The following is a 23196-nucleotide window of genomic DNA, read 5'->3' as shown; positions in this document are numbered from 1 at the left end:
GGACCGCTTGACGTGCGAGGGTAGCAGAAATGATTGGATGGATACGCAATGCCATGACGCAGTATGTCCACTCAACAGGAAGGGGAGGTTCGGCTTACAAGAAATTCTGCAACCCTACGCCCTTGGAGTGGGGCACCTACCTGGCACGGTGGGGCAAATTCCACTCGGTGGGCAACAATGTCTATATCAACTGCGGCTGCAATGTTACCGACCCCACTCTGGTGCGCATCGGCAGCAATGTGGGCCTGTCGGACTGTACCTTGATCGGCCACGACGGTGTGGTTGCGCTGATCGAGATCTGTTACGGCAAGCACCTGGATTCGGTTGGCTACATTGACATCAAGGACAACTGTTTTGTCGGGCATGGCGCGATCGTCATGCCGCGCGTGACCATCGGGCCTGACTCGGTGGTTGCTGCCGGGGCTGTCGTCACCAAGGATGTACCGCCCGGTACGGTAGTCGGAGGCAACCCGGCCAAAGTCATCTGTACGACTGAAGAACTGATCAACCGGGTCGAGGCGCGCTGCAATGCCTACCCCTGGATAGAGACGGTCAAGCAACGCAAAGGCGCTTACGACCCGACGGTGGAACCTGCACTGGCACGCCAACGCAGCGAATATTTCTTCGGAGACGGCAGCAATGGATAGAAAACCCGTCGACGTGATGGTCGTTAACTTCAATACCGCATCGTTGCTGCAGCCGATGTTCGATGCGCTGCGCCAGGCCGGGAGTGAACGGCTGGCCAGCTATCTGGTAGTTGACAACGCATCCGTCGACGATTCGGTGCAGCGTCTGGCCGAGGTCTGCCCGGAAGCTGTGCTGCTGAGCAACACGCATAATGTCGGTTTTGGCCGCGCCAACAATCAGTTGCTGGCGCACCTGCAGGGCAGGTACGCGCTGCTGCTCAACACCGACGCCTTCGTCGCTGCCGACAGCCTGCAAAAAACCGTCGATTACATGGACGCGCACCCGGACTGCGGCGTTCTGGGCGTCCGCCTGGTGGGGCGCGACGGTGACCTGCAACCCAGTTGCCGTTACTTCCCCACGCCCCTGAATGTGTTTGTCGCGCGTACCGGGCTTGGGCGCTTTTTCCCAGGGCTGAAGATGGTCGATGAGATGGCCTGGGACCATGCCTCGGTGCGTGAATGTGACTGGCTACCGGGCTGCTTCTACCTGGTGCGTCGTGAAGTGCTCGATCAGGTAGGCCTGTTCGACCCGCGCTACTTTCTTTATTACGAGGAGGTCGACCATTGCAAGCGGGTGAAGGATGCCGGTTGGAAGGTGGTGTTCTACCCGCATACTACCGTCGTGCACATCGGCGGGGAGAGCTCCAAGTCGGTCGCCGAACTGGAGGCCGCGAGCCGGCAGATCTCCAGCTACCAGATCGAGAGTGAGCTGCTGTACTTTCGCAAGCATCATGGCGTGTCGGGCTTGATCCTGCACATGCTGCTGGTGAGCCTGGGTGACCTGGTACTGGCGCTCAAGGCATTGCTCAAGGGGCGAGGCTGGGGCGCGATCAAGGCCTGTTGGCTGCACACGCGCGCCACCTGGTCACTGTTGTTCAAGACCCAGTTTGCCAGCCAACCCACACGGTAGGTGAAGCCATGTTCCAGAACATACGCGCGGACTTGCGTGCACACGGTGGAGATTGGGGTGCCCAGGGCTTCTGGGTGCTGGTGGTCTATCGTTTTGGCCGCTGGCGCTACGGCGTGCGGCCGGCACTTTTGCGCAAACTGCTGTCGTTTGTCTACAAGGTGCTGTTCAAGTTCGTGCAAATCATCACCGGTGTCGAGTTACCGTGTGAAGTGGTGATCGGTCGCAACTTCGTCATCGATCATTTCGGCGGCATCGTCATAAGCGGCTATGCGCGTTTCGGCGACGACTGTCGGATTCGCAATGGTGTGGTGGTCGGCCTGAAGAACGTCAATGAACCGATTGCTCCAGTCTTTGGCAACAACGTCGATATCGGCGCCGGGGCCAAGGTGCTGGGCAACATTCGCATCGGCAACAACGTCGCCATCGGCTCCAACGCTGTGGTGTTGATCGACGTGCCGGACAATTCACTGGCTGTGGGCGTGCCTGCGACCATCAAGGCCCGAAAACCCAGCGAAGCGATGGAGTTCACATGAGCCAGGCAATGGCTGACCGTACCCGGGGTGGTTTCATCAAGCGCAGCGAGTGAGGTCCATGGTGACAGGCATTGGCGTGGTGGTTATCGGCCGTAACGAAGGCCTTCGTCTGGAGCGCTGCCTGGCGTCGCTGGTGGGTCGTGCGGACAAGGTGGTGTACGTGGACTCAGGTTCCACGGATGGCTCTGTGCAACGGGCATCGGCCTTGGGCGTCGAGGTGCTGACGCTGGACCTGACCATACCTTTTACGGCCGCGCGGGCACGCAACGAGGGCTTTGCCTGCCTGCAAAAGGCCCTGCCTGCAGTACGCCATGTGCAGTTCGTCGATGGCGATTGCGAAGTGGATGCCGGCTGGATCGACACGGCGCAAGCCTTTCTCGACGCCCACCCGCAGGTGGCGGTGGTGTGTGGGCGGCGCCGCGAGCGCTTTCCCCAGCACTCTATCTACAACTGGCTGTGTGATCTGGAATGGGACACACCGCTGGGCGAAACCAAGGCCTGTGGCGGTGATGCGCTCATGCGTGTCGATGCCTTCGTGGCCGTCGCTGGTTATCGCTCTGCACTGATCGCCGGGGAAGAGCCCGAACTGTGCGTGCGCCTGAGGGCGGCCGGCTGGAAGGTTTGGCGCCTGGCTGCTGAAATGACCTTGCACGATGCAGCCATGACGCGCTTCGGCCAGTGGTGGAGGCGCAGCGTACGCGCAGGTTACGCATATGCCGAGGGCGCCTCCCTGCATGGGGCGCCGCCGGAGCGGCATTGGCTGCGTGAGTCGCGCCGTGCCTGGTTGTGGGGCCTGGGCATTCCACTGCTGGTTGCGCTCGCAAGCTTCTGGGTGGGCCTGTGGGCACTGTTGCTGCTGCTGGCCTACCCGTTGCAGATGCTGCGTCTGGCGCGCCGTGGCGGCAGGTCGGCGCGTGAAAACGCAGCACAGGCGGTATTTCTGGTGCTGGGAAAATTCCCGGAGATGCTGGGTCAGATGAGGTTTGTGCTGAACAGGTACACAGCCGGCAACCCCGCGTTGATCGAGTACAAATGAGATGCCTAAGATGCTCGGATCGTTAGCCAAAAGCGTACTCACCTTGCAACCCGGCTACTCGCTGCGGGCGCTCAACAACAAGTACAAGCTGGCCGCAGCGATGATCAGGCAGTGGCCGGACTTGCGCTCGTTCATGCAGCGCATGTCAGGTGCGCTGGGCAACGAGCGCTTCGCCAGGCTGGGCGTGGACTGCATCGGGGTGGTGCAGTGGCCCTACATCAGTAAATGCTGGGACGCCCGTGAACGGCTCGATGTGGTGGCATCGCACTATGAGGTCGTCGCCAGGCAGTTCCCGGCGTTGTTGCTGTTGGGGCGCGAGGAAAGCAGAGCGGTCTGTGACCTGTCCGCCTACTCCAAAGAGTGCACCCTGGTGCTGGATCGGCCCATCTGGTTCAAGCGTGAAGGGGAGTTGGTGATCAACCTGTTCCAAGGTGACCTGCGTGTGGCGTCACTGGCGTTCACGCTGTGCCGCACTGAGGGCGAACTGTGCCTGTTCATTGGTGCTGTGCAGGGCATCCATAAAGGCATCGACAGCGAAACCTCGCTGGACATCTACCGCGACCTGACCAAGGATTTCGAAGGGTTGCGCCCCAGAAGCTTTCTGCTCGAAGCCCTCAAGTGCCTGGCCAGAACGGCCGGGGTCGCCCGCATCTATGCTGTCGGCGATCAGTGCCGGCACCACCGTCACCCGTATTTCGGGGTTGAGAAGGCTCAGGACCTGGCAGCCAACTATGATGTGATATGGCAGGAGAGCGGTGCCGAAACGTCGGCGCGCGAGGACTTCTTTGCGATCCCCCTGGCGGCTGCCAAGCGTAATCCGGAGGACATCGCGCCGAAGAAACGGGCCATGTACCGACGGCGCAACGCGTTACTGGACGACGTTTTTGCCAAGTTAGAAGCAGCACTGCCCGGCACCGTCGCGCAAAAAGAGCTGCCGTTGCATCCTCAGCTAGCCTGTAGTCAGTGAGCCACAGCATGAGGTAAAGGTCAGGGCGTCGCCGAAGCGGCCCGACCCTATCAGTAAACGGATTTCGATTTGGGGGCGTATGCGCATTGCTTATTTCATCAATCAGTATCCCAAGGTCAGTCACAGCTTCATTCGTCGCGAAATTCTGGCGCTCGAACGTCAAGGCATGGAGGTTCAACGCATCGCCCTGCGGGGCTGGGACGCCGAGTTGCAGGACGATGAAGACATCGCCGAGCGGGCTAAGACCCGCTACGTGCTGCAAGGGGGTGTCAAGAGCCTGCTCAAGCCGATGCTGCAGGTAGCTCGCGGCGAGCCGCGGCGTTTTATGTCAGCGTTGCGCCTGGCGTTGCGCATGGGGGTGCGCGCCGATCGACCCTGGCCCTATCATCTGGTCTACCTGGCTGAAGCTTGCCGTGTCGTGCAGTGGTTGCAAGGTGCTGCTGCTGAGCACGTGCACGCGCATTTCGGCACCAACTCCACCGAAGTGGTCATGCTAGCCAACGCGCTTGGTGGTCCCCGCTACAGCTTCACCGTGCATGGCCCGGAGGAGTTCGACAAGCCGCAATTCCTGCACATGGGGGAGAAGGTCCGCCGCGCAGCATTCGTCGCTGCGGTGAGCTCATACGGGCGCAGCCAGTTGTTTCGCTGGGTGGCGCATGAGCACTGGGTCAAGGTGAAGGTGGTGCATTGCGGCCTGGAGCGCAGTTTCCATGAAGGCTCGGCCGTTGCGCCCCCGGCAACACCGCGGCTGGTGTGCGTAGGGCGCCTGTGCGAGCAGAAGGGCCAGCTGCTGTTGCTCGAAGCAGCCAGGATTTTGCGGGCCCAAGGCGTGGCGTTCGAAATGGTGCTGGCCGGCGATGGTGAAATGCGTGAGCAGATCGACGCGTTGATCGCCCGCCATGGCTTGCAGGCACAGGTGCGCGTAACCGGCTGGATCAGCAGCGCTCAGGTACGTGAAGAAATCCTTGCTGCCCGCGCGCTGGTGCTACCGAGTTTCGCCGAAGGGTTGCCTGTGGTCATCATGGAGGCCATGGCCCTTCGCCGCCCGGTACTGACCACCTATGTGGCCGGCATACCCGAGTTGGTTCGGCAAGGGGAGAACGGTTGGCTGTTCCCGGCAGGCGAAGTGCAGGAGCTGGCCGCAGCCATGGCCGATTGCCTTTCGCAACCTGCGCAAACCCTGCAGCGGATGGGGCAAGCTGCTTACGAGCGCGTGCTCCAGCGTCATGATATCGATATCGAAGCGGCCAGGCTGGTTCGCTATTTCAAGGCAATTGCATGATTACTTTATTGAGTTGGCTGCTGGGCATCGTGGCACTGCTTGTGCTCCTGCCGGTACTGGTGCTGTTGGTCCAAGTGTTGTTGGCCTGCCTGCCGGCGCGGCCTGTGCCTCAGCTCAAGGGCACACGGCCACGGGTGGCGGTGTTGGTACCGGCGCATAACGAGGCGCTGGTCATCGCGTCTGCACTTGCGACCATCGGCGCGCAATTGCGCGAGGGCGACCAATTGCTGGTGGTGGCGGACAACTGCACCGACGATACCGCCGCATTGGCGCGTGCTGCCGGTGCACAGGTGATCGAGCGTCAGGACGCGCACCTGCGTGGCAAGGGCTATGCGCTGGACTACGGTGTACGGCATCTGGCGCACAACCCGCCGCAGGTGGTGCTGATCATCGACGCCGATTGCCAGGTGAGTGCCGGTGCCGTCGAGCGCTTGGCACACTGTTGCATCGAGTCAGGCCGGCCTGTGCAGTCTCTGTACCTGATGCATGCGCCTGCAGGCGCCGGGCTGAAAGTGCAGGTCGCCGAATTCGCCTGGCGCGTGAAGAATCTCGTGCGCCCGCGTGGCTGGGCTCGGGCAGGCTTGCCGTGCCAGTTGATGGGGGCGGGCATGGCGTTCAGTTGGCAGGATGTGACAGCCGCCAACCTGGCGACCGGCCATCTGGTCGAAGACATCAAACTGGGCCTGGAGCTGTGCCGCGATGGTAAACCTCCGCTGTTCTGCCCGGCTGCCATTGTCACCAGCCAGTTCCCGACCAGCCAGGAAGGCCTCACCAGCCAGCGCACCCGCTGGGAACATGGCCATCTGGGCCTGCTGCTGACGGAGGGCCCCGGTTTGATCCGCCGCTCGCTGGCGCAGGGTAACTGGCCTTTGCTGGCCATGGCCGTGGACCTGCTGGTTCCGCCGCTGGCGTTGCTGGCATTGGCCATGATGGTGGTCTTCAGCGTGGCATGGCTGGCATTTCTGTTCTTCGGCATTTTACTGCCGGCAGTGCTTGCCACCGTCAATCTTGCGCTGTTAGGGACCGCAGTATTGTTGGCCTGGTGGCGCTTCTCGCGTGAGGTGATCCCGTTTTCCGTATTGCTGTATGCCCCGTTCTACGCGGCGAAGAAGATTCCCCTGTACCTCGGTTTTCTGCTCAAGCGCCAGGTTGAATGGGTGCGCTCGAAACGGGATGACAACTGAATGGACGCATGGCCCTGGTTGCAACGCTGGAAAACTATCATCGGCAAGCTGCGCGTGGTCGAGGACGCAGCTGATGAGCAGAATGTGCTGCAGGCACTTAGCGCTCCGCGAACGGCAACGGTGCTCGGTTTCGTCAATGCCCACGCCATGAATCTGGTGGCTGCCAACCCCGACTATTGCACGGCGCTGGCGGCAGCGGACGTGCTGCTGCGCGACGGGTCCGGCATCGCGATACTGTATCGGCGCCTGGGGCTGGCGCCCGGGCTGAACATGAACGGCACTGATTTCATTCCCGAGTTGCTCGCTGCGTTCAATGGCAGGCGGGTAGCGTTCTGGGGCACCCAGGAGCCGTATCTGAGCCAGGCAGCGGAACGGGGCGAAGCGCTTTACGGGGTAAACGTCGTGTCGCTGCATAACGGTTTTGCCAGTATCGACACCTACATTGATCTGGCGCAGCAGCAGCAACCGGAGCTGATCGTGCTGGGCATGGGCATGCCCAAGCAGGAGAACGTTGCGGCCCGCCTGGCTGAATTGGGCAGGCCCTGCCTGATCGTCTGCGGCGGAGCGATCCTGGACTTCATGGGCGGCAAGGTCACCCGGGCGCCGGACTGGTTACGCCGGTTGGGCGGCGAATGGGTGTACAGGCTGATCAGGGAGCCCAAGCGGCTGTTCGTGCGCTATGTGGTCGGCAATCCACTGTTCCTGCTGCGGGCGCTGCTGTGCAGCAAAGCGACCCTGCCAGGACCGTAAGCGGGGAGGATTCATCCCCGCATGGGCTGCCGGGTACTGCTACAGTGATATCAAGCGGCGTGGGGTGGCGTGGCAGCAATCTAATGATTTGGTATTGAACCTAAGGTTGGTTTTATCGCACGGGTGTAATGGCGACGCGTGGGTCACGCACATAAAAAGAGGCCTCATAATGGTATTCGAGCCTAGAAGCAGCCGTTCCTTGCTCCAGCGAAGAAGTAGCGTGAGTAACGCCATTCAAGCCGGCCTCGACGGAGTAGCGGTCACCAGTGTTGCGTGGTACCTGATTTACGATCAGTTTGGTTATATTACGTCAGACTACGTCATCATGCTGCTGCTGCTGATCGGTGCGCTGGCCGTCATTTATGACCACTATGCCATTTATCGAAGTAACGTTGGCCTGTCCGTCAAAGCCTTCAGGCTGTTCAAGGCGTGGTCCGCGACGTTTTGTTTTCTGGTGGTTATCGCTTTTCTTACCAAACAAAGCGAAACGTATTCGCGGCTGTTGGTGGGGCAGTTGTTTATATTTGGTTACGCTGTGCAGTTGCTGTTGCATATTGTGGTGCGCGAATTGCAAAAGCGTTTTACTGCCCATGCTCGCCAGGACAATGCGTTGATTATCGGCGGGGGCGACCTGGCAAACTTCCTCTACCAGAAAATCAGCAATAACCCCTGGTTCGGTGAGCGGGTGGTGGGTTGTGTGCTGATCGATGAACAGCTCGACGGGCAGGACACTGCAGATGCAAAATTGCGCTTGCCGGTATTGGGCCGTATTGCCGACCTGGACGAGATCATCGCCAAGCAGGCTATTCGAACGGTGTATCTGGTGACGCCGCTCGGCGGCTCTGAGCTGATCAACGATGTCTACCTGAAACTCTTGGACAAGTGCATTGCAGTGAATTGGGTGCCCGACATTTTCTCGCTGCGCCTGATCAACCATAGCGTCCGTGAAATTGCCGGAATTCCGGTGCTGACGTTATCTGAAACCCCGCTCACGGGCATGAGTCTGTTTCTGAAGAACCTCGAAGACCGTGTGCTGGCCGCGTTCATTCTGCTTTGTGCGTCGCCGGTACTGCTGGTGGTCGCCGCCATCATCAAACTCGACAGCCCCGGGCCGGTATTCTTCCGCCAGGAACGTACCGGCTGGACAGGGGAGTCTTTTCGCATCTGGAAGTTTCGCAGCATGCGCGTTGACCAGCCCGACAGTGGTGTGGTCCAGCAGGCGCAAAAGAATGACCCCAGGCTGACCCGAGTCGGCGCCTTCATCCGGCGCACCAGCCTGGATGAATTGCCGCAGCTTTTCAATGTATTGACGGGCGAGATGTCGCTTGTGGGCCCTCGCCCGCATGCGTTGCAACACGACACACTGTACTCCCAGGACATCGTCGATTATTTCGCTCGCCACAACATCAAGCCCGGCATGACGGGCTTGGCACAGGTACGCGGCTACCGTGGGGAAACCAAGGACATCGAACAGATGATCCAGCGGGTGAACTCGGACATCGAGTACATTAACAACTGGTCGCTCTGGCTCGACTTCGTGATTCTGGTACGAACGCTCAATGCCTTTACCGGCAAGCAGGCTTATTGAAGGCCGGTACCCGACCGCGCGCCATCCAGAGGGGCTGTGATCAATGAAAACCTTTTCCCGGCTGGGCGGTGTTGCGTCGAGGGTAGCGAAGGCAGAGTGGCCGATTCTCCTTTTATGGTCGTTTCTGCTGTCGCCGTTGTTCGTAAGGTTACTGGCCGAGTGCAATTGCTCGAAAACAGATTTGCTGGTTATCTATACGTTTGCCATTTCACTGTTATGGCTGCTGGCCACGCGTTTCGTTTCAGCCAATCAATTCAAGGTTCATCTTCTGTTGTTGCCATTTTATCTGGCGGCCAGCGTGGACCTGTTTCTGGTGTTGAACTTCGGTTCACGCTTGACGGCGGCCTATCTTTTTATCGGGCTGACCAATTACAAAGAGGCTACCGATTTCCTGAGCACCTACTGGCATTCGATCAGTGCGGTGTTGCTGATATTCGTGCTGTGCTATGGCGTTGGGTTGGCAGGATTGCGCAGGCGTACGTTTTACCAAAGCAAGGTGATTTTCAGTTTGACGATAAGTGCCTTGGTGTTGGGGTATGGCGCCTATTTTTATAAAACCGTGAAGCTCAACTCGCTGGGCAAGAGTGCTGTCCTGGACTTGGCTGCGAAGGACCAAAGTACCCCTGTGGGTTATTTGTCGCAAATCGGGTTGACGGTAACGTTGTATGCCGAGTCGAAGCGCTATATCAAACAGCGCCTGGAGTCCGAGGTAGAAATAACTGCAGTATCGGACGCCGCTGACGTAGAGACCCTCGTGTTCGTCATCGGCGAGTCTTCACGGCCACATAACTGGTCGCTCTATGGTTACCACCATCCCACGACGCCGAACCTTGACAAAGAGGCGGGGGTGTTCAAGTTCAACAGCATGTGCACCACGGCGCCGCATACGTCGGTCGCGGTGCCCTCAATGCTGAGCCTGGAGCCGATCAGGCACTGGGACCTGATCGCCTCGACCAAGTCGCTGGTTGGCATCTACCGCGCTGCCGGCTACAAGACGTACTGGCTATCTTCCCAGGAAGTCGACAGTTTTGGCGGGATCATTCCGCAAATTGCTGCCGAGGCCCAGAACCGCCAGTACTTTGAGCGCAGCTACGACGGTGCATTGATGTCGGCCTACGAAGACATCGTCCAGCAAGGCGGCACGCAAAAACAGGCGATCTTTATTCATATCAAGGGCAGCCATTTCGATTACGCTCGCCGCTACCCACGTGAGTTCGGCAAATTCATGCCTGCGACCGACAGCGCGAAGGACCGGATCACCGCAGATTACGACAACTCGATCTTGTACACCGATTGGCTGTTGGGGAAGATCATCGATCGACTCAAAAGCAGTCAGCGCAAGGCACTGTTGGTCTATTCGTCTGACCATGGCGAGAATTTGCTGGATGACAGCCGCGGTCTGTTAGGCCATGGCATGGGCAATGAGTACGACCTTTCGGTTGCGGCGTTTTTCTGGGCTTCCGGCAGCCTGCTGCAGCGGCAGGCGCAAGCGCTGCAAAAGCTCAAACAGAGGGAAGGGCAGACCATCAGCATTTCCTCCCTACCGCATACGCTGTTGAACATCACTGGCATTTCCATGCCGGGTTATGACAGTGCCCAAGACCTGTTGAGCGACAACTTTGTCTCGTCCAAATGCCCACATTTGCTGGCCGGTGAGTACGTTCCCTCGTTTGATTTCGATGTGAAGCGCCTTGCAGTCGAATGATTACGAGGGTGTACGGGTGGTCGCGGTACGGGCTTGAACAGGGTGCTGCATGAGGAAGCTTTTGGCCTCTTCCACCAGCCAGTCGTGCACCGCACGAGCGCCCGGCTGGTTCAGCCCGCCTGGTGGGTAATGCACTACATAGCGCTTGTGATTGGCGATTGGCACACCGAACGGCACGATCAATGCGCCCCGTTCCAGTTCATCATTGAGTAAGGTGCGTCGGGCTATGGCCACGCCGATCCCGGCAATTGCTGCTTCTATCGTCAGGTGATTGCGGTTGAAGGTATGCCCCCGGCGCACATCCAGCCGTGGCGCACCAATGCCCTCCAGGTAGAACTCCCATTCGGCAAAGTCCGAACTGCCGCGCCAGGCAGTGATGTCGTGCAACAGTGGATAGTGGGCAAGGTCCGCAGGCCCGTGCAGTGGCGGGCGGCCGCGCAGCAGGGCTGGCGAGCAGACGGGGAAGATCTGTTCGTCCAGCAGCGGCGTCGAGAGCATGCCCGGGTAGCTGCCATCATTCAGGTCAATGGCCAGGTCGAAGTCGCCCGGGTTCAGCGCCTGCGCACTGTCTTCGGCCACCAGGCGCAATTCGATATCCGGATACCGCTGCTGGAAGCGCGGCAGGCGCGGTGTCAGCCACTTGGCCAGGAATGAGGGAATCGAGCGTACGCGCAAGGTGCCGCGGATCTCCCCTGCATCCAGGCGCAGCAGTTCTGCTTCGATGCTGCCGTAGGCCTCGGCCACGGTCTGCGCCAAGCGCTGCCCCTCGGCGCTCAGCTCCACTCCGCGTGCCCGGCGCAGGAACAGGCGGTAGCCAAGGCGCTCTTCCAGCTGCCGCATCTGCTGGCTGACTGCGCCGGGGGTGATGTGCAGTTCCTCGGCGCAGCGGGTGAAGGAGAGGTGCCGGGCCGCGCAGGAAAAAACATGCAGCCAGACGAACATCTGGCCATTCATTTGTCGTCGCATCGTTTAGTTCTGCTAAAGCCTTGCTTAGAAAGTTTCGTTGGTCATCAACAGGTCAGCGCGGCAGTATCGCGCAAATCCGCAATAGCGTTCAATTTATCCAGACAACCGCGTAACGGTGATACAGCCGGGCGCGGGCAGGCATTAGCATGGCTATCAGTGTTTTCGACCTTTTCAAAATCGGCATCGGCCCATCCAGTTCCCACACCGTCGGCCCCATGCGGGCAGCCGCTACCTTCGCTCAGGCATTGCGCACCCAGGGTTTGCTGGGCCAGGTAAGGCGTATCGAAGTGCGGCTTTATGGTTCGCTTTCCGCCACGGGTGTGGGCCATGCCACTGACCACGCCTGCCTGCTCGGCCTGATGGGGCAGTGGCCGGACCGGATCGACCCGGCCACCATCGAGTCACGCATCGCTCAGGTGATGCAGGAGCAATGCCTGATGCTCGACGCCAGCCACCCGCTGACCTTCATCTATGCACGCGACATGCTGCTGCTGGACGAAAACCTGGCGTATCACCCCAATGCCATGACCCTGGAGGCAATGGACGAACAGGGCAGCCTGCTCAGCCAGACCTACTATTCCGTTGGCGGCGGCTTCATTGTCGAGCAGGGTGAAATCGACGCGCCCCAGAGCCAGGCGGCTGCAGTCACGCTGCCCTACGAATTCTCCAGTGCCGCCCAGTTGCTGGCGCTGTGCAAGGCCCACCAGCTGAGCGTTGCCCAGCTGATGCTGGCCAACGAATGCGCCTGGCGCCCCGAAGCCGAGGTGCGCGAAGGGCTGCTGCGGATATGGGCTGCAATGCGTGAATGCGTCGACAACGGCCTACGCAATGAGGGCATCCTGCCTGGCGGGCTGGGCGTCAAGCGCCGCGCTGCACGCTTGCATCGCAGCCTGCAGGAACTGGGCAAACCCAATGTGATCGGCTCGACCCTGAGCGCGATGGAGTGGGTCAATCTGTTCGCCCTGGCGGTCAATGAAGAGAACGCCGCTGGCGGGCGCATGGTCACAGCGCCGACCAACGGTGCGGCGGGCATCATCCCCGCGGTGTTGCACTACTACATGAAATTCAACCCCGCTACCTGTGACGACGATGTGGTGGAATTCCTGCTGGCCGCTGCCGCTGTCGGCATCCTGTGCAAGAAGAATGCATCGATCTCCGGTGCCGAGGTGGGCTGCCAGGGCGAGGTGGGCTCGGCGTGCTCGATGGCCGCGGCCGGCCTTGCCCAAGTGCTGGGCGCTACACCGCCGCAGTTGGAAAACGCCGCCGAGATTGCCCTGGAACACAACCTGGGCTTGACCTGCGACCCGGTCGGTGGGCTGGTCCAGGTGCCGTGCATCGAGCGCAATGCGATTGCCGCGGTCAAGGCGATCAATGCCGTGCAGATGGCCCTGCGCGGTGATGGCGAGCACTTCATCTCGCTTGATCGGGTGATCCGTACCATGCGTGATACCGGCGCCGACATGCATGCCAATTACAAGGAAACGTCGCGTGGTGGTTTGGCGGTGGCGTTCGTCGAGTGCTGAGTCAACCCAGCACCTCGCGCACCCGATACCACAGCATCCCCAATGCCAGCAGCGGAGAGCGCAACGCCTTGCCGCCCGGGAAGGTAAGGTGGGGTACGGCGCTGAAGACATCCAGCCCCTGGCTGTGCCCGACAGCGATCCCTTCAGCCAGCAGTCTGGCCGTCCAGTGCGTCACATTCAGGCCATGCCCGGAGTAGCCCTGGGCGTAGTAGACATTCGGGTACTGGCTCAGCCGCCCGACCTGAGGGAAGCGGTTGGCAGTGATGCCGATCATCCCGCCCCATTGGTAATCGATGCGCACGTCGGCCAGTTGCGGGAACACCTTGAGCACTTTGGGCCGCATGTAGGCGGCGATGTCCTTCGGGTCGCGCCCTGAATAATGGCAGGCCCCGCCGAACAACAGCCGACGATCTGCGGTGAGGCGGTAGTAATCCAGGCCGACCTTCTGGTCGCACATCGCCATGTTCTGCGGGATAAGCGCCTTGGCCACGGCCTCGGGCAGTGGCTCGGTGGCCACCACGTAGCTGCCGGCAGGCAGCACTTTACCGCTCAGGCGTGGCTCCAGGTCGTCCAGGTGGGCGTTGCAACCGAGCACCAGGCTGTGTGCCCTGACCTTGCCCCGAGCGGTGTGCAGGGTGACCGTGGTGCCATGCTCGATGCGCAGCACCGGGCTCTGCTCGAAAATGCGCACGCCCAGGCCATGGGCCGCGCGCGCTTCACCCTGTACCAGGTCGAGCGGGTGCAGATGGCCCGACCCCATGTCCACCAGCCCGCCGGCGTACTGGTCGCTGGCAACGATTTCGTGCAGGTGCTCAGGGCCGACCAGACGCGTTTCATGGCCATAGCCAAGCTCCGCCAGCTCGCGCTGCTCGTCCTTGAACGCCGCGAACTGGGCAGGAGTATTGGCCAGTTCGCAGAAGCCCCAGCGCAGGTCGCAGGCAATGCCGTACTGCTCGATACGCTTTGCCACCAGGGCCACCGAGTCGATGCCGGCCTGTTTCAGGTAGCGCACGCCGTCCTGGCCGACATAGCGGGCAAAACCGCTGACGTCATGGCCGATGCCGCGGATCAGCTGGCCACCGTTGCGCCCACTGGCGCCCCAGCCGACGCGCCGGCCTTCGAGCAGGATCACCGACAGGCCACGCTCGGCCAGTTCCAGCGCGGTATTGACCCCGGTCAGGCCACCGCCGACCACGCACACATCAGCGGTCAGTTCGCCGTCCAGGCTGGGGTAGGGCGCGGTATCACGCGCGGTGGCGGCGTAATAAGACGCAGTGTGTTGGGTATCGAATGGCATGGCGCGCTCTCGGCTCAGCGGTTGGACTTGATCTTGCTCCAGGAGCGGGTCATGACACGCATGATCTTCGGGCTCGGCGTGCTGGAAATGTACAGCTTGTCCAACACCTCCTGGGGTGGGTAGATCTCGGGGTTGTTGACCAGCGACTCATCCATGTACGCCTTGGCGTCGAGGTTGGCATTGGCATAGCCGACGGTGGCGCTGACTTTGGCGATCACTTGCGGTTCGAGCAGGTAGTTGATGAAGGCCAGCGCCTGCTCGGGGTTGCTGGCGTCCTTGGGAATGGCCAGCAGGTCGAACCACAGGTTGCTGCCTTCCTTGGGGATGCTGTAGGCGATCTTTACGCCGTTTTTCGCCTCGACCGAGCGGTTGGCGGCCTGGAACACATCGCCGGAGTAGCCGAAGGCAATACAGATGTCGCCGTTGGCCAGGTCCGAAACGTACTTGGACGAGTGGAAGTAGGTGATATAGGGGCGCAGTTCAAGCAAGTGCGCTTCGGCCTTGGCGTAGTCAGCCGGCTTTTCGCTGCGCGGGTCCATGCCCAGGTAATTGAGCATGGCCGGGAACAATTCGTCGGGCGAGTCCATGAAGGCCACCCCGCACTGCTTGAGTTTCTTCAGGTTCTCTGGCTCGAACAGCACCGCCCAGGAATCGATACGCTCGATGCCCAGTGCCGCTTTGACCTTTTCAACGTTGTAGCCAATGCCGTTGGTGCCCCACAGGTAGGGCACCGCGTACTGGTTGCCGGGGTCGTTCTGTTCAAGTTGCTTGAGCAGTTTCGGGTCCAGATGCTTCCAGTTCGGCAGCTTGCTGCGATCCAGCGGCAGGAAGGCACCGGCCTGCGCCTGGCGGGCGAGGAAGTGGTTGGACGGCACGACCACATCGTAGCCGGTGCGCCCGGCAAGCAGCTTGCCCTCCAGGGTTTCGTTGGAGTCGAACACGTCATAGACCACCTTGATCCCGCTACTGGCCTGGAAGTCGGCCAGGGTGGTATCGCCAATGTAGTCGGTCCAGTTGTACACGCTGACCGTGGGCTGAGCCTGGGCGGCTGCACCGAACAGCAGGGTGAATGCTGCAGGAATCAGGGCTTGCAGATGACGCATGTCGACACCTCGTTGGTCTTGTTCTTTGAGTGGTGTGTGAGGGGCTGCACGGCAGCCCCCGCAGATCAGACGCTGAGCAGCAGGAATTCACGCTCCCACGAACTGATCACACGCTTGAAGTTTTCATGCTCGGCACGTTTGACCGCCACGTAGCCCTGGACGAACTGCTTGCCCAGGTAACGCTGTACGGTCTGGCAGTCCTCCATGTGCTGCAGCGCGTCCTCGATGGTGATCGGCAGGCGCAGGTTGCGCCGCTCATAGGCGCGGCCTTGCACTGGCGCACTGGGTTCGACCTTCTCGACCATGCCCAGGTAGCCGCAAAGCAGGCTCGCGGCGATCGCCAGGTAGGGGTTGGCGTCGGCACCCGGCAGGCGGTTTTCCACGCGCATGGCGTCGGGGCTCGAGGTGGGCACGCGCAGGCCGGCGGTGCGGTTTTCCTCGCCCCATTCGACGTTGACCGGCGCCGAGGTGTCCGGCAGGAAGCGGCGGAACGAGTTGACGTTCGGGGCAAACATCGGCAACAGCTTGGGGATGTACTTCTGCAGGCCGCCGATATGGTGCAGGAACAACTCGCTCATGCTGCCATCGTCGTTGGCGAACACCGGCTTGCCGCTGGCGATGTCGACCACGCTCTGGTGCAGGTGCATGGCGCTGCCCGGTTCATCGGTGATCGGCTTGGCCATGAAGGTGGCCGTCACGTTGTGCTTGAGCGCCGCCTCGCGCATCGTGCGCTTGAACACGGTGATCTGGTCGGCCAGGTCCAGCGCATCGCCATGGCGGAAATTGATCTCCATCTGCGCCGGGCCGTCTTCGTGGATCAGCGTGTCGAGGTCCAGGCCTTGCAGCTCGCACCAGTCATAGACGTCTTCGAACAAGGGGTCGAATTCGTTGGCGGCATCGATGGAAAAAGACTGGCGCCCGCTTTCGGCGCGGCCGGAACGGCCCAGTGGCACTTGCAGTGGCAAGTCCGGGTCTTCACAGCGCTTGGTCAGGTAGAACTCCATCTCCGGAGCGACGATCGGCCGCCAGCCCTTGTCGGCATAGAGCTTGAGTACCTTCTTCAGCACATTGCGCGGCGACAGTTCGATGGGGTTGCCCTGTTTGTCGAAGGTGTCGTGGATCACGATGGCGGTCGGTTCGATGGCCCAGGGAATCTGATACACCGCAGTCGGGTCGGGGCGGCAGACCATGTCGATGTCAGCGGCATCGAGCAGGCTGTAGTAGATGTCATCGTCGACGTAGTCGCCGGTGACGGTCTGCAGCAGTACGCTCTCGGGCAGGCGCATGCCACGCTCATGGAGGAACTTGGCGGTCGGTGCGATCTTGCCGCGGGCGATGCCGGTCAGGTCGCTGATCACGCATTCGACTTCGGTGATCCGGTGTTCTTTCAGCCAGGTGGAAAGCTGATCGAAGGGGGCGTTCATACAGACCTCTTGGTTGGGTTTTTGTGGCACTGGTGTGCAGGAGCCTTCCCACATGCCGTGCTGAGGGCTATCTTGGGCGCAGCCCCCAGGGGCAATCTATCCACTTTCTTCGGCAATGAATGCACCAAAAGAGTGCAATTAGGACGCAGCGTGACAACGCCCAATGCCTTGCAGGTCCAGGCCTTCCAAACCAGCGATGTGACCGAGCAGGTGCGCGCCACCCCCGGTTGGCAGCAGCAGTACCGGCAGATGTCGCCCGGCCACTTCAGTGGCCAGCTGCGTTGCCTGGGCCTGGATGGCGTACAGGTGTACGAAGAGCGCCTCAACACGCGGGTCGAGCAGTTTTTCCGTGCCCCCAGCGGCGCATTGGCGTTCTGCTTCGACCGCAGTGAGAACAGCCTGTACCTGCTCAACGAACAGAGCCGCAATATCTGGATCACACCGGAGAACTACCAGGAAGTGGCGGTGGTGTTCGACCAGGCCTTCCTGGCCAGCCACGCCCTCGACCCGCAGCGCCTTGACGGCTTGTTCATGGTGCCGCTGGGCAGCGGCCAGAATGCGCTGTTCGGCAGTTGGCTCAGCGCTACCCTGACACGACTGGGGGAAGCCGATTGTCCACTTGCGGGGCAAGCGTTGGCCGAACAGTTGCTGGAAGACTGCCTGTTCATCCTGGACAACGCCTGCCAGCAGCTGCAGGGCGGAGCGCTGGGGCGGCGGGGAGAGGAGCGGGCGATCATGCAGCGGGTCAGTGAGTGGGCTGCCGACTGCCCCGAAGAAACCCTTAACCTGCTGGAGTTGGCGGACGTTGCCGGCGTTTCCCTGCGCCAGCTGCAGCAGGCATTCAAGGCCTTCACCGGTATGCCGCCGGCCCATTGGCTGCGGCTTCGCCGGCTCAATGGGGCACGGCGCGATCTGTTGCGCGGTGGCGAGGTGACGGTTGCCGAGGTGGCCATGCGCTGGTCGTTCTGGCATTTGGGACGCTTTTCCGAAAGCTATCGGCAGTTGTTCCGGGAACTGCCCAGCGAGACGCTCAAGCGGGGCCGGCCGGTTCGCGGTTAAACCCAGCATTCCTGCGGGAAAGTTGCTATCGTGCCCGGCAGTGTTCACCCGAGGTCCCGATGTTCTACCTGCCTTTGCCCAGCGACCAGGCCGAGCGCCTCGCCAGCGCAGCCCCTGCCACCGACTTTTTTCCCAGCGCCAGCGTGCTGCAGGCGGCCGCCGTGCTGTTCGTGCAGAACCTGCCGCGCCAGCCTGCCAGCGTTTCGGCTGACGCACAGGAACGCCGCTTCGCCGAAATCGTGCGCATCGCCAATGAGGTCGAAACGGCGGCGCCTGGCCGTTTTCAGGGCCAGGTAGCGCAGCATTTTGACCGTGAGGCGTTTGCCATGGGGCTCGGCATGCTGGGTGAGAACGGCGTCGCGCTGGTATCACCCGAAGTCGACTATCCGGAAGAAGAATTTCAGGACGACGAAGGCCAGTGGAACTTCCAGTTTGCCGACAGCTACCGGCAAAGGGTCACGCCATTGCACCCGGTGTACCTGCCGTCGTTGGCCAGCGACCTCATGCTCAGCGACCAGCAGAACCGCCTGCTGCGCGAGTTTTTGTCCGGGGTGGACGAGTCGGTGGCGGTGCAGGGGTTCGCCGGTACCGGCAAAACCTTCCTGATCCACCAGTTCGCGCGCCTGCTCGACCCGCAACGCACCTTGCTGTTGGCCCTCACCGAAGGCCAGCTCAGGGCACTGCGGGCGCGGGTCAAGGATGCTGAGGCGTACACGGCGATGACCTTTGGCCAACTGGCCGACGAGATTCTCAACCGTGACCTCACCAGTAACGGTTGGCGCCTGCGCGACCCGTACCGGACCAAGTTGTCGTGGCGCCCGCAGGAGGCACAGGTGGTGAAATGGCTGGCCATCCCCGATATCGGCCCCTTGGCCGCTCGGGATGTGGTCGCCCTGTGTATCAAGGCCGTACGCAGCTTCTGCCGCAGTGGCGACAGCCAGTTGCAGCTGCATCACTTGCCTTGGGCCGGTCCGGGGACCTCGCCGCTGGATCAGGAAGTGCTGCTGGAAAAGGCCAGGTTGTACTGGCAGGAACTGATCCGCCCATCGTCGCGCGAGATCCAGTTGCCGGTGCGCGATTACCACCGGGTCAAGCTGTTGTCACTGACGGCCGAGCTGATCGACAGCCGCTATACCCATGTGATAGTCGATGAAGCCCACGAGCTGTCCGCACCCATGGTCGCCGTGCTGGATCGTAGCCCGCAATCAGTCATTGCCTTGGGCGATGAGCTGCAGAACCTCAATGGCTTGAGCCCTCACCATGGCGGCTTCATCCGCCAACGCTACATCGACCATTCCTTGCGCGCAGGGCCTGCCATGGACAGCGTGCTCAATCCGTTGATCCAGGCGCACCCGGCGGCCATCCAGGCAGCCTTCAGCGGCAGTGCCGAGCATTACACGCGGGTCAGTTTCTTCGACTCTGTGACGGTACCCGCGCAGCCCACCGCGTTGATCGTCGATGACGAGTGGGGTTTGTTCGGTTGGTTCCAGCGCCTGACCCACCAGGGTGTGCCGTTCGTGCTGCTGCAAAGCGCACGCAAGGATTTCGAGCTGTTCGTCGAGGATTGCATCGAGTTGTACCGTTACGGCACGCGGCCGCGTCACCCGATGCTGTTCCGTTACCCAAGCTGGCAGGCCCTTGAGCAAGACAAGGGGGACGACAAGGCGTTCGTTGCCGTGGCCAACATGCTACGCAAGGGCTACACCCCGGAGCACTTTGCCAAGGCCAAGAGCCGCTACCGCTGGGACAAGGCGCCCAAGCTTTTCCTTGGCCGCGTACGCGATGTGAAGAACATGGAGTTTGCCCGTGTAATGGTCTCGCCGGAGCTGATGGTTGCGCCGGTAACGGCCGGCAATCGCAACGAGCGGGCAAGGATGCTGGCGGGGCTGTACACCGCATGTTCGCGGGCGCGGCACGAGCTGATCGTGCCGGGGGGGATGCTGGACTGGGTCAAGGACCAGGTCCGCGATTGAGCGTGCCGGGGCCGCTGCGCGGCCCAATCGCCGGCAAGCCGGCTCCCACAGCAATTGCTGCCAGCTTTGAAAACCGTACGGGCAGCACGGTCACTGTGGGAGCCGGCTTGCCGGCGATTGGGCTGCAAAGCAGCCCCGGCTCACGAAATCAGTTGCGATCCAGCCACACGGTTTGGGCGTTGGTGAACTCGCGCACCCCAAAATGCGACAGCTCACGCCCGAAACCACTCTTCTTCACCCCACCGAAGGCCACGCGGGGGTCAGAAGCGCAATAACCGTTGATGAACACCCCACCGGTGTCCAGTGCTGCCGTCATGCGCTCGGCCAAGGCATAGTCTGCGGTGTAGATGGTCGATGCCAGGCCGAATTCGCTGTCGTTGGCCAGCTCCACCGCATGTTCGGCATCGCGGGCAGTGATGATCGCAGCCACGGGGCCGAACAGTTCCTGCTTGAACGCGGTCATGTCCGCGGTGACGTTGCCGAACACGGTCGGTGCATAGAAGTTGCCCACGCCTTCGACCTTGTTGCCGCCCAACAGCAGGGTGGCGCCCTCGGCAAGTGTCGCCTGGACCTGGCCATCGAGCTCGTCGCGCAGGTCGTAGCGCGCCATCGGGCCGATGTAGGTGTCATCTTCCAGCGGGTTGCCGACCTTCAACTGGCGCGTCGCCTCGACGAACTTGCGTGTGAATGCCTCGACGATGCTCTCTTCCACGATCAGGCGCTTGGCCGCGGCGCAGACCTGACCGGTGTTCTGGTAGCGGCCGACCACGGCGGCTTTGACCGCAGCATCCAGGTCGGCGTCTGCCAGGACGATGAACGGGTCGGAGCCTCCCAGCTCGAGCACGCACTTCTTCAGCGCGGCACCGGCCTGGGCGCCGATGGCCATGCCGGCACGCACGCTGCCGGTCAATGTCACGGCAGCGATGCGCGGGTCGTTGATGGCGCGGGTGACACCGTCCGGGGTCACGTTGAGCACCTCGAACACACCATCGGGCAAGCCCGCATCCTTGAACAAGTCGCCCATCAGATAGGCGCTGCCCATGACGTTCGGCGCATGCTTGAGCACATAGGTATTGCCGGCCAGGATCGCCGGTACGGCGCCACGCAGCACCTGCCAGATCGGGAAGTTCCACGGCATCACGGCCAGGATCGGGCCCAGCGGGCGGTATTCGATACGCGCTTTTTCGACCTGGGTCGGCTCAGCCGCAAGCATCGCCGGGCCGTGCTCGGCGTACCACCGGCACAGGCCGACGCACTTGCTCACTTCACCTCGGGCCTGGCTGATCGGCTTGCCGATTTCGCGGCTGATCATCTGCGCGAACGTTTCGGCTTTGGCCTCAAGTGTGTCGGCCAGGGCAAGCAGGTACTCGCTGCGCTGACCCAGCGACACCTGGCGCCACTGGCGATAGCCAGCCTTGGCACGTTGCAGCGCCGCTTCCAGTGCGGCGTCGGTGTCGAAAGGGTAGCTGCCGATCTGCTCGCCGCTGTGCGGGTCGATGGAGATGGCGTGGGTCAGGCTGCTGATCTGGCTCATGGCTGCACACTCGTTGTTGTTCATCAGTGAGGCCAGACTAGTGGGCTAGGGGTTTAATGAAAACTGAATAATAATGAGCGAAACATTCACGTTTGGAGAATGACTGTGGATCTGGTCCAATTGGAGATCTTCAAGGCGGTGGCCGAACAGGGCAGCATCAGCGCCGCCGCCCAGCATATTCATCGGGTGCCGTCTAACCTGACCACACGCATCAAGCAGCTGGAGGAGGACCTGGGGGTCGAGCTGTTCATCCGTGAGAAAAGCCGCCTGCGCCTGTCGCCGGCTGGCTGGAATTTCCTCGAATACACCCGGCGCATTCTCGACCTGGTGCACGAGGCCCGGTTGACGGTTGCGGGCGAAGACCCGCAAGGCACCTTCGCCCTGGGTTCGCTGGAGAGCACCGCAGCAGTGCGCATACCGGCATTGCTGGCCGCCTATAACCAGCGTTACCCGAAAGTCGACCTGGACCTTTCCACCGGGCCGTCGGGGACCATGCTTGAAGGCGTGCTGTCCGGGCGCCTGGTGGCAGCATTCGTCGATGGCCCGTTGTTGCACCCCACGCTCGAAGGCATGCCAGTATTCGAGGAGGAGATGGTGATCATCTCGCCGCTCAACCACGCCCCGGTAACCCGTGCGCAGGACGTCAACGGTGCGAGCATCTACGCCTTCCGTGCCAACTGCTCGTACCGCCATCATTTCGAGAACTGGTTCGTCCAGGACCAGGCGGTGCCGGGCAAGATCCACGAGATGGAGTCCTACCACGGCATGCTCGCCTGCGTCAGCGCCGGTGCTGGCCTGGCCATGTTGCCGCGCAGCATGCTCGACAACATGCCTGGCTGCAGCACGGTTTGCGCCTGGCCGATGTCGGAGGATTTCCGCTACCTCAAGACCTGGCTGGTGTGGCGCCGGGGTACCGTTTCGCGCAGCTTGAGCATGTTCGTCAAGCTGCTTGAGGAGCGGCGCGCTGGCTGAGACGGGCCGCACATTAGCCATTAGTGGCAATTTACTTCCAACTTTTTGATTACTTGGACAATAATCAGAAAAGTATTACCTCGTGTGACCGGTTGGATGCACCGTTCACCGTAAAAATCGAGGGGCAACAAGCCCCCGCTTGCCCGTGTAGACCATCAGGAGATGTCATCAATGAAACCCCGTTTTGCCACTATGCTGGCGGCCGCCGCATTGGCCTTTGCCGGTGCCAATCTGGCCCAGGCCGCGCAAGTGTCCGGTGCCGTGGGCGCCACCAGCCAAGGCGACATGACCTACCGCATCGGCCTGGCCTTCGACTGGGACAAGAAATGGCTGCAAAGCAGCACCGGCTTCGTGACCGGTTACTGGGATGCGGCCTACACCTACTGGGAAGGTGGCGAGGCCAGCGGAGCCCACTCGCTGTCGTTCAGCCCGGTGTTCACCTACGAATTCAGTGGCTTTACCTACACTCCGTACATCGAGGCAGGCATCGGCCTGGCAGCATTTTCCAAGACCGATGTCGGCGATCAGCACCTGGGTTCGTCGGTCAATTTCGAGGACCGCATCGGTTTCGGCCTGAAGTTGCCGGGCGAGCAGAAAGTCGGCATCCGTGCCATGCACTACTCCAACGCCGGTATCAAACAGCCGAACGACGGCATCGAGTCCTACTCGCTGTTCTACAGCAAGGCGTTCTGAAACTGCGGGCC

The 23196-nt window shown here is 61.4% G+C and carries 20 protein-coding genes; 15 read left to right on the top strand and 5 right to left on the bottom strand.

What is annotated here, in order from left to right:
• Nucleotides 1-29 precede the first annotated feature (29 nt).
• The 10 genes from JET17_RS14760 to JET17_RS14715 all read left to right on the top strand — a co-directional run bounded on the left by JET17_RS14760 (nt 30) and on the right by JET17_RS14715 (nt 10641).
• On the top strand, nt 30-647 hold the full coding sequence (locus JET17_RS14760; RefSeq protein WP_012314761.1) for an acyltransferase: 618 nt from the start codon (nt 30-32) through the stop codon (nt 645-647).
• Nucleotides 640-1596: a glycosyltransferase family 2 protein gene (locus JET17_RS14755; protein WP_012314760.1), complete on the top strand. Its 957-nt coding sequence runs from the start codon at nt 640-642 to the stop codon at nt 1594-1596. Before JET17_RS14760 ends, JET17_RS14755 begins: the two co-directional genes overlap by 8 nt.
• Nucleotides 1597-1604: 8 nt before the next feature.
• Nucleotides 1605-2129, top strand: a complete 525-nt coding sequence (locus JET17_RS14750; protein ID WP_012314759.1) for a serine O-acetyltransferase — start codon at nt 1605-1607, stop codon at nt 2127-2129.
• Between the two features lie 58 nt (nt 2130-2187).
• A complete protein-coding gene (locus JET17_RS14745) occupies nt 2188-3165 on the top strand; it encodes a glycosyltransferase family 2 protein (protein WP_012314758.1) in 978 nt (325 codons plus the stop codon).
• Between the two features lie 10 nt (nt 3166-3175).
• A complete protein-coding gene (locus tag JET17_RS14740; protein WP_042111504.1) occupies nt 3176-4132 on the top strand; it encodes a VirK/YbjX family protein in 957 nt (318 codons plus the stop codon).
• 79 nt (nt 4133-4211) lie between these two features.
• A complete protein-coding gene (locus JET17_RS14735) occupies nt 4212-5414 on the top strand; it encodes a glycosyltransferase (protein ID WP_012314756.1) in 1203 nt (400 codons plus the stop codon).
• A complete protein-coding gene (locus JET17_RS14730) occupies nt 5411-6598 on the top strand; it encodes a glycosyltransferase family 2 protein (RefSeq protein ID WP_012314755.1) in 1188 nt (395 codons plus the stop codon). Before JET17_RS14735 ends, JET17_RS14730 begins: the two co-directional genes overlap by 4 nt.
• Nucleotides 6599-7348, top strand: coding sequence for a WecB/TagA/CpsF family glycosyltransferase (locus tag JET17_RS14725; RefSeq protein WP_012314754.1), 750 nt, complete (start codon nt 6599-6601; stop codon nt 7346-7348).
• A gap of 169 nt (nt 7349-7517) precedes the next feature.
• Nucleotides 7518-8936, top strand: coding sequence for an undecaprenyl-phosphate glucose phosphotransferase (locus JET17_RS14720; RefSeq protein WP_012314753.1), 1419 nt, complete (start codon nt 7518-7520; stop codon nt 8934-8936).
• A gap of 43 nt (nt 8937-8979) precedes the next feature.
• Nucleotides 8980-10641, top strand: coding sequence for a phosphoethanolamine transferase (locus tag JET17_RS14715; protein WP_012314752.1), 1662 nt, complete (start codon nt 8980-8982; stop codon nt 10639-10641).
• Here the strand turns inward: JET17_RS14715 and JET17_RS14710 are convergent, their stop codons facing one another.
• Nucleotides 10642-11607 carry a LysR substrate-binding domain-containing protein gene (locus JET17_RS14710; protein WP_012314751.1) on the bottom strand — a complete coding sequence of 322 codons (966 nt, stop codon included), beginning with the start codon at nt 11605-11607 and terminating at the stop codon, nt 10642-10644.
• A gap of 146 nt (nt 11608-11753) precedes the next feature.
• Between JET17_RS14710 and JET17_RS14705 the strand changes: the two genes are divergently transcribed.
• Nucleotides 11754-13130: an L-serine ammonia-lyase gene (locus JET17_RS14705; RefSeq protein ID WP_012314750.1), complete on the top strand. Its 1377-nt coding sequence runs from the start codon at nt 11754-11756 to the stop codon at nt 13128-13130.
• A 1-nt stretch (nt 13131) separates the two neighbouring features.
• Here the strand turns inward: JET17_RS14705 and JET17_RS14700 are convergent, their stop codons facing one another.
• The 3 genes from JET17_RS14700 to JET17_RS14690 all read right to left on the bottom strand — a co-directional run bounded on the left by JET17_RS14700 (nt 13132) and on the right by JET17_RS14690 (nt 16954).
• Nucleotides 13132-14427, bottom strand: coding sequence for an NAD(P)/FAD-dependent oxidoreductase (locus JET17_RS14700; protein ID WP_012314749.1), 1296 nt, complete (start codon nt 14425-14427; stop codon nt 13132-13134).
• A 14-nt stretch (nt 14428-14441) separates the two neighbouring features.
• On the bottom strand, nt 14442-15530 hold the full coding sequence (locus JET17_RS14695; RefSeq protein WP_012314748.1) for a polyamine ABC transporter substrate-binding protein: 1089 nt from the start codon (nt 15528-15530) through the stop codon (nt 14442-14444).
• 65 nt (nt 15531-15595) lie between these two features.
• Nucleotides 15596-16954 carry a glutamine synthetase family protein gene (locus JET17_RS14690; protein WP_012314747.1) on the bottom strand — a complete coding sequence of 453 codons (1359 nt, stop codon included), beginning with the start codon at nt 16952-16954 and terminating at the stop codon, nt 15596-15598.
• Between the two features lie 150 nt (nt 16955-17104).
• Between JET17_RS14690 and JET17_RS14685 the strand changes: the two genes are divergently transcribed.
• Nucleotides 17105-18013, top strand: coding sequence for a helix-turn-helix domain-containing protein (locus JET17_RS14685; RefSeq protein WP_012314746.1), 909 nt, complete (start codon nt 17105-17107; stop codon nt 18011-18013).
• Nucleotides 18014-18072: 59 nt separating this feature from the next.
• A complete protein-coding gene (locus tag JET17_RS14680; RefSeq protein WP_012314745.1) occupies nt 18073-19986 on the top strand; it encodes an AAA family ATPase in 1914 nt (637 codons plus the stop codon).
• A gap of 148 nt (nt 19987-20134) precedes the next feature.
• Here the strand turns inward: JET17_RS14680 and JET17_RS14675 are convergent, their stop codons facing one another.
• Nucleotides 20135-21520, bottom strand: coding sequence for an aldehyde dehydrogenase family protein (locus JET17_RS14675; RefSeq protein ID WP_012314744.1), 1386 nt, complete (start codon nt 21518-21520; stop codon nt 20135-20137).
• A gap of 105 nt (nt 21521-21625) precedes the next feature.
• Here JET17_RS14675 and ptrR point away from each other — a divergent pair, with 105 nt between their 5' ends.
• Together ptrR and JET17_RS14665 are read left to right on the top strand one after the other, a co-directional pair.
• Nucleotides 21626-22492 carry a putrescine utilization regulator PtrR gene (ptrR, locus tag JET17_RS14670; protein WP_012314743.1) on the top strand — a complete coding sequence of 289 codons (867 nt, stop codon included), beginning with the start codon at nt 21626-21628 and terminating at the stop codon, nt 22490-22492.
• A 171-nt stretch (nt 22493-22663) separates the two neighbouring features.
• Nucleotides 22664-23185: an acyloxyacyl hydrolase gene (locus JET17_RS14665; protein WP_012314742.1), complete on the top strand. Its 522-nt coding sequence runs from the start codon at nt 22664-22666 to the stop codon at nt 23183-23185.
• Nucleotides 23186-23196 lie beyond the last annotated feature (11 nt).

It is taken from the genome of Pseudomonas putida, assembly GCF_016406145.1.
GTDB classification, from domain to species: Bacteria; Pseudomonadota; Gammaproteobacteria; order Pseudomonadales; family Pseudomonadaceae; genus Aquipseudomonas; species Aquipseudomonas putida_E.
Note: the sequence above shows the minus strand (reverse complement) of the source record. Positions and strands in the feature narration are given on the sequence as shown.

What these genes read in the sequence shown, in the direction of transcription:
- JET17_RS14725 (WP_012314754.1), top strand. Translation starts at nt 6,599, where the DNA reads ATGGACGCATGGCCCTGGTTGCAACGCTGGAAAACTATCATCGGCAAG.
- JET17_RS14700 (WP_012314749.1), bottom strand. Translation starts at nt 14,427, where the DNA reads ATGCCATTCGATACCCAACACACTGCGTCTTATTACGCCGCCACCGCG.
- JET17_RS14740 (WP_042111504.1), top strand. Translation starts at nt 3,176, where the DNA reads ATGCTCGGATCGTTAGCCAAAAGCGTACTCACCTTGCAACCCGGCTAC.
- JET17_RS14680 (WP_012314745.1), top strand. Translation starts at nt 18,073, where the DNA reads ATGTTCTACCTGCCTTTGCCCAGCGACCAGGCCGAGCGCCTCGCCAGC.
- JET17_RS14750 (WP_012314759.1), top strand. Translation starts at nt 1,605, where the DNA reads ATGTTCCAGAACATACGCGCGGACTTGCGTGCACACGGTGGAGATTGG.
- JET17_RS14730 (WP_012314755.1), top strand. Translation starts at nt 5,411, where the DNA reads ATGATTACTTTATTGAGTTGGCTGCTGGGCATCGTGGCACTGCTTGTG.
- JET17_RS14735 (WP_012314756.1), top strand. Translation starts at nt 4,212, where the DNA reads ATGCGCATTGCTTATTTCATCAATCAGTATCCCAAGGTCAGTCACAGC.
- JET17_RS14760 (WP_012314761.1), top strand. Translation starts at nt 30, where the DNA reads ATGATTGGATGGATACGCAATGCCATGACGCAGTATGTCCACTCAACA.
- JET17_RS14745 (WP_012314758.1), top strand. Translation starts at nt 2,188, where the DNA reads ATGGTGACAGGCATTGGCGTGGTGGTTATCGGCCGTAACGAAGGCCTT.
- JET17_RS14710 (WP_012314751.1), bottom strand. Translation starts at nt 11,607, where the DNA reads ATGCGACGACAAATGAATGGCCAGATGTTCGTCTGGCTGCATGTTTTT.
- JET17_RS14715 (WP_012314752.1), top strand. Translation starts at nt 8,980, where the DNA reads ATGAAAACCTTTTCCCGGCTGGGCGGTGTTGCGTCGAGGGTAGCGAAG.
- JET17_RS14690 (WP_012314747.1), bottom strand. Translation starts at nt 16,954, where the DNA reads ATGAACGCCCCCTTCGATCAGCTTTCCACCTGGCTGAAAGAACACCGG.
- JET17_RS14665 (WP_012314742.1), top strand. Translation starts at nt 22,664, where the DNA reads ATGAAACCCCGTTTTGCCACTATGCTGGCGGCCGCCGCATTGGCCTTT.
- JET17_RS14695 (WP_012314748.1), bottom strand. Translation starts at nt 15,530, where the DNA reads ATGCGTCATCTGCAAGCCCTGATTCCTGCAGCATTCACCCTGCTGTTC.
- JET17_RS14720 (WP_012314753.1), top strand. Translation starts at nt 7,518, where the DNA reads ATGGTATTCGAGCCTAGAAGCAGCCGTTCCTTGCTCCAGCGAAGAAGT.
- JET17_RS14755 (WP_012314760.1), top strand. Translation starts at nt 640, where the DNA reads ATGGATAGAAAACCCGTCGACGTGATGGTCGTTAACTTCAATACCGCA.
- JET17_RS14675 (WP_012314744.1), bottom strand. Translation starts at nt 21,520, where the DNA reads ATGAGCCAGATCAGCAGCCTGACCCACGCCATCTCCATCGACCCGCAC.
- JET17_RS14705 (WP_012314750.1), top strand. Translation starts at nt 11,754, where the DNA reads ATGGCTATCAGTGTTTTCGACCTTTTCAAAATCGGCATCGGCCCATCC.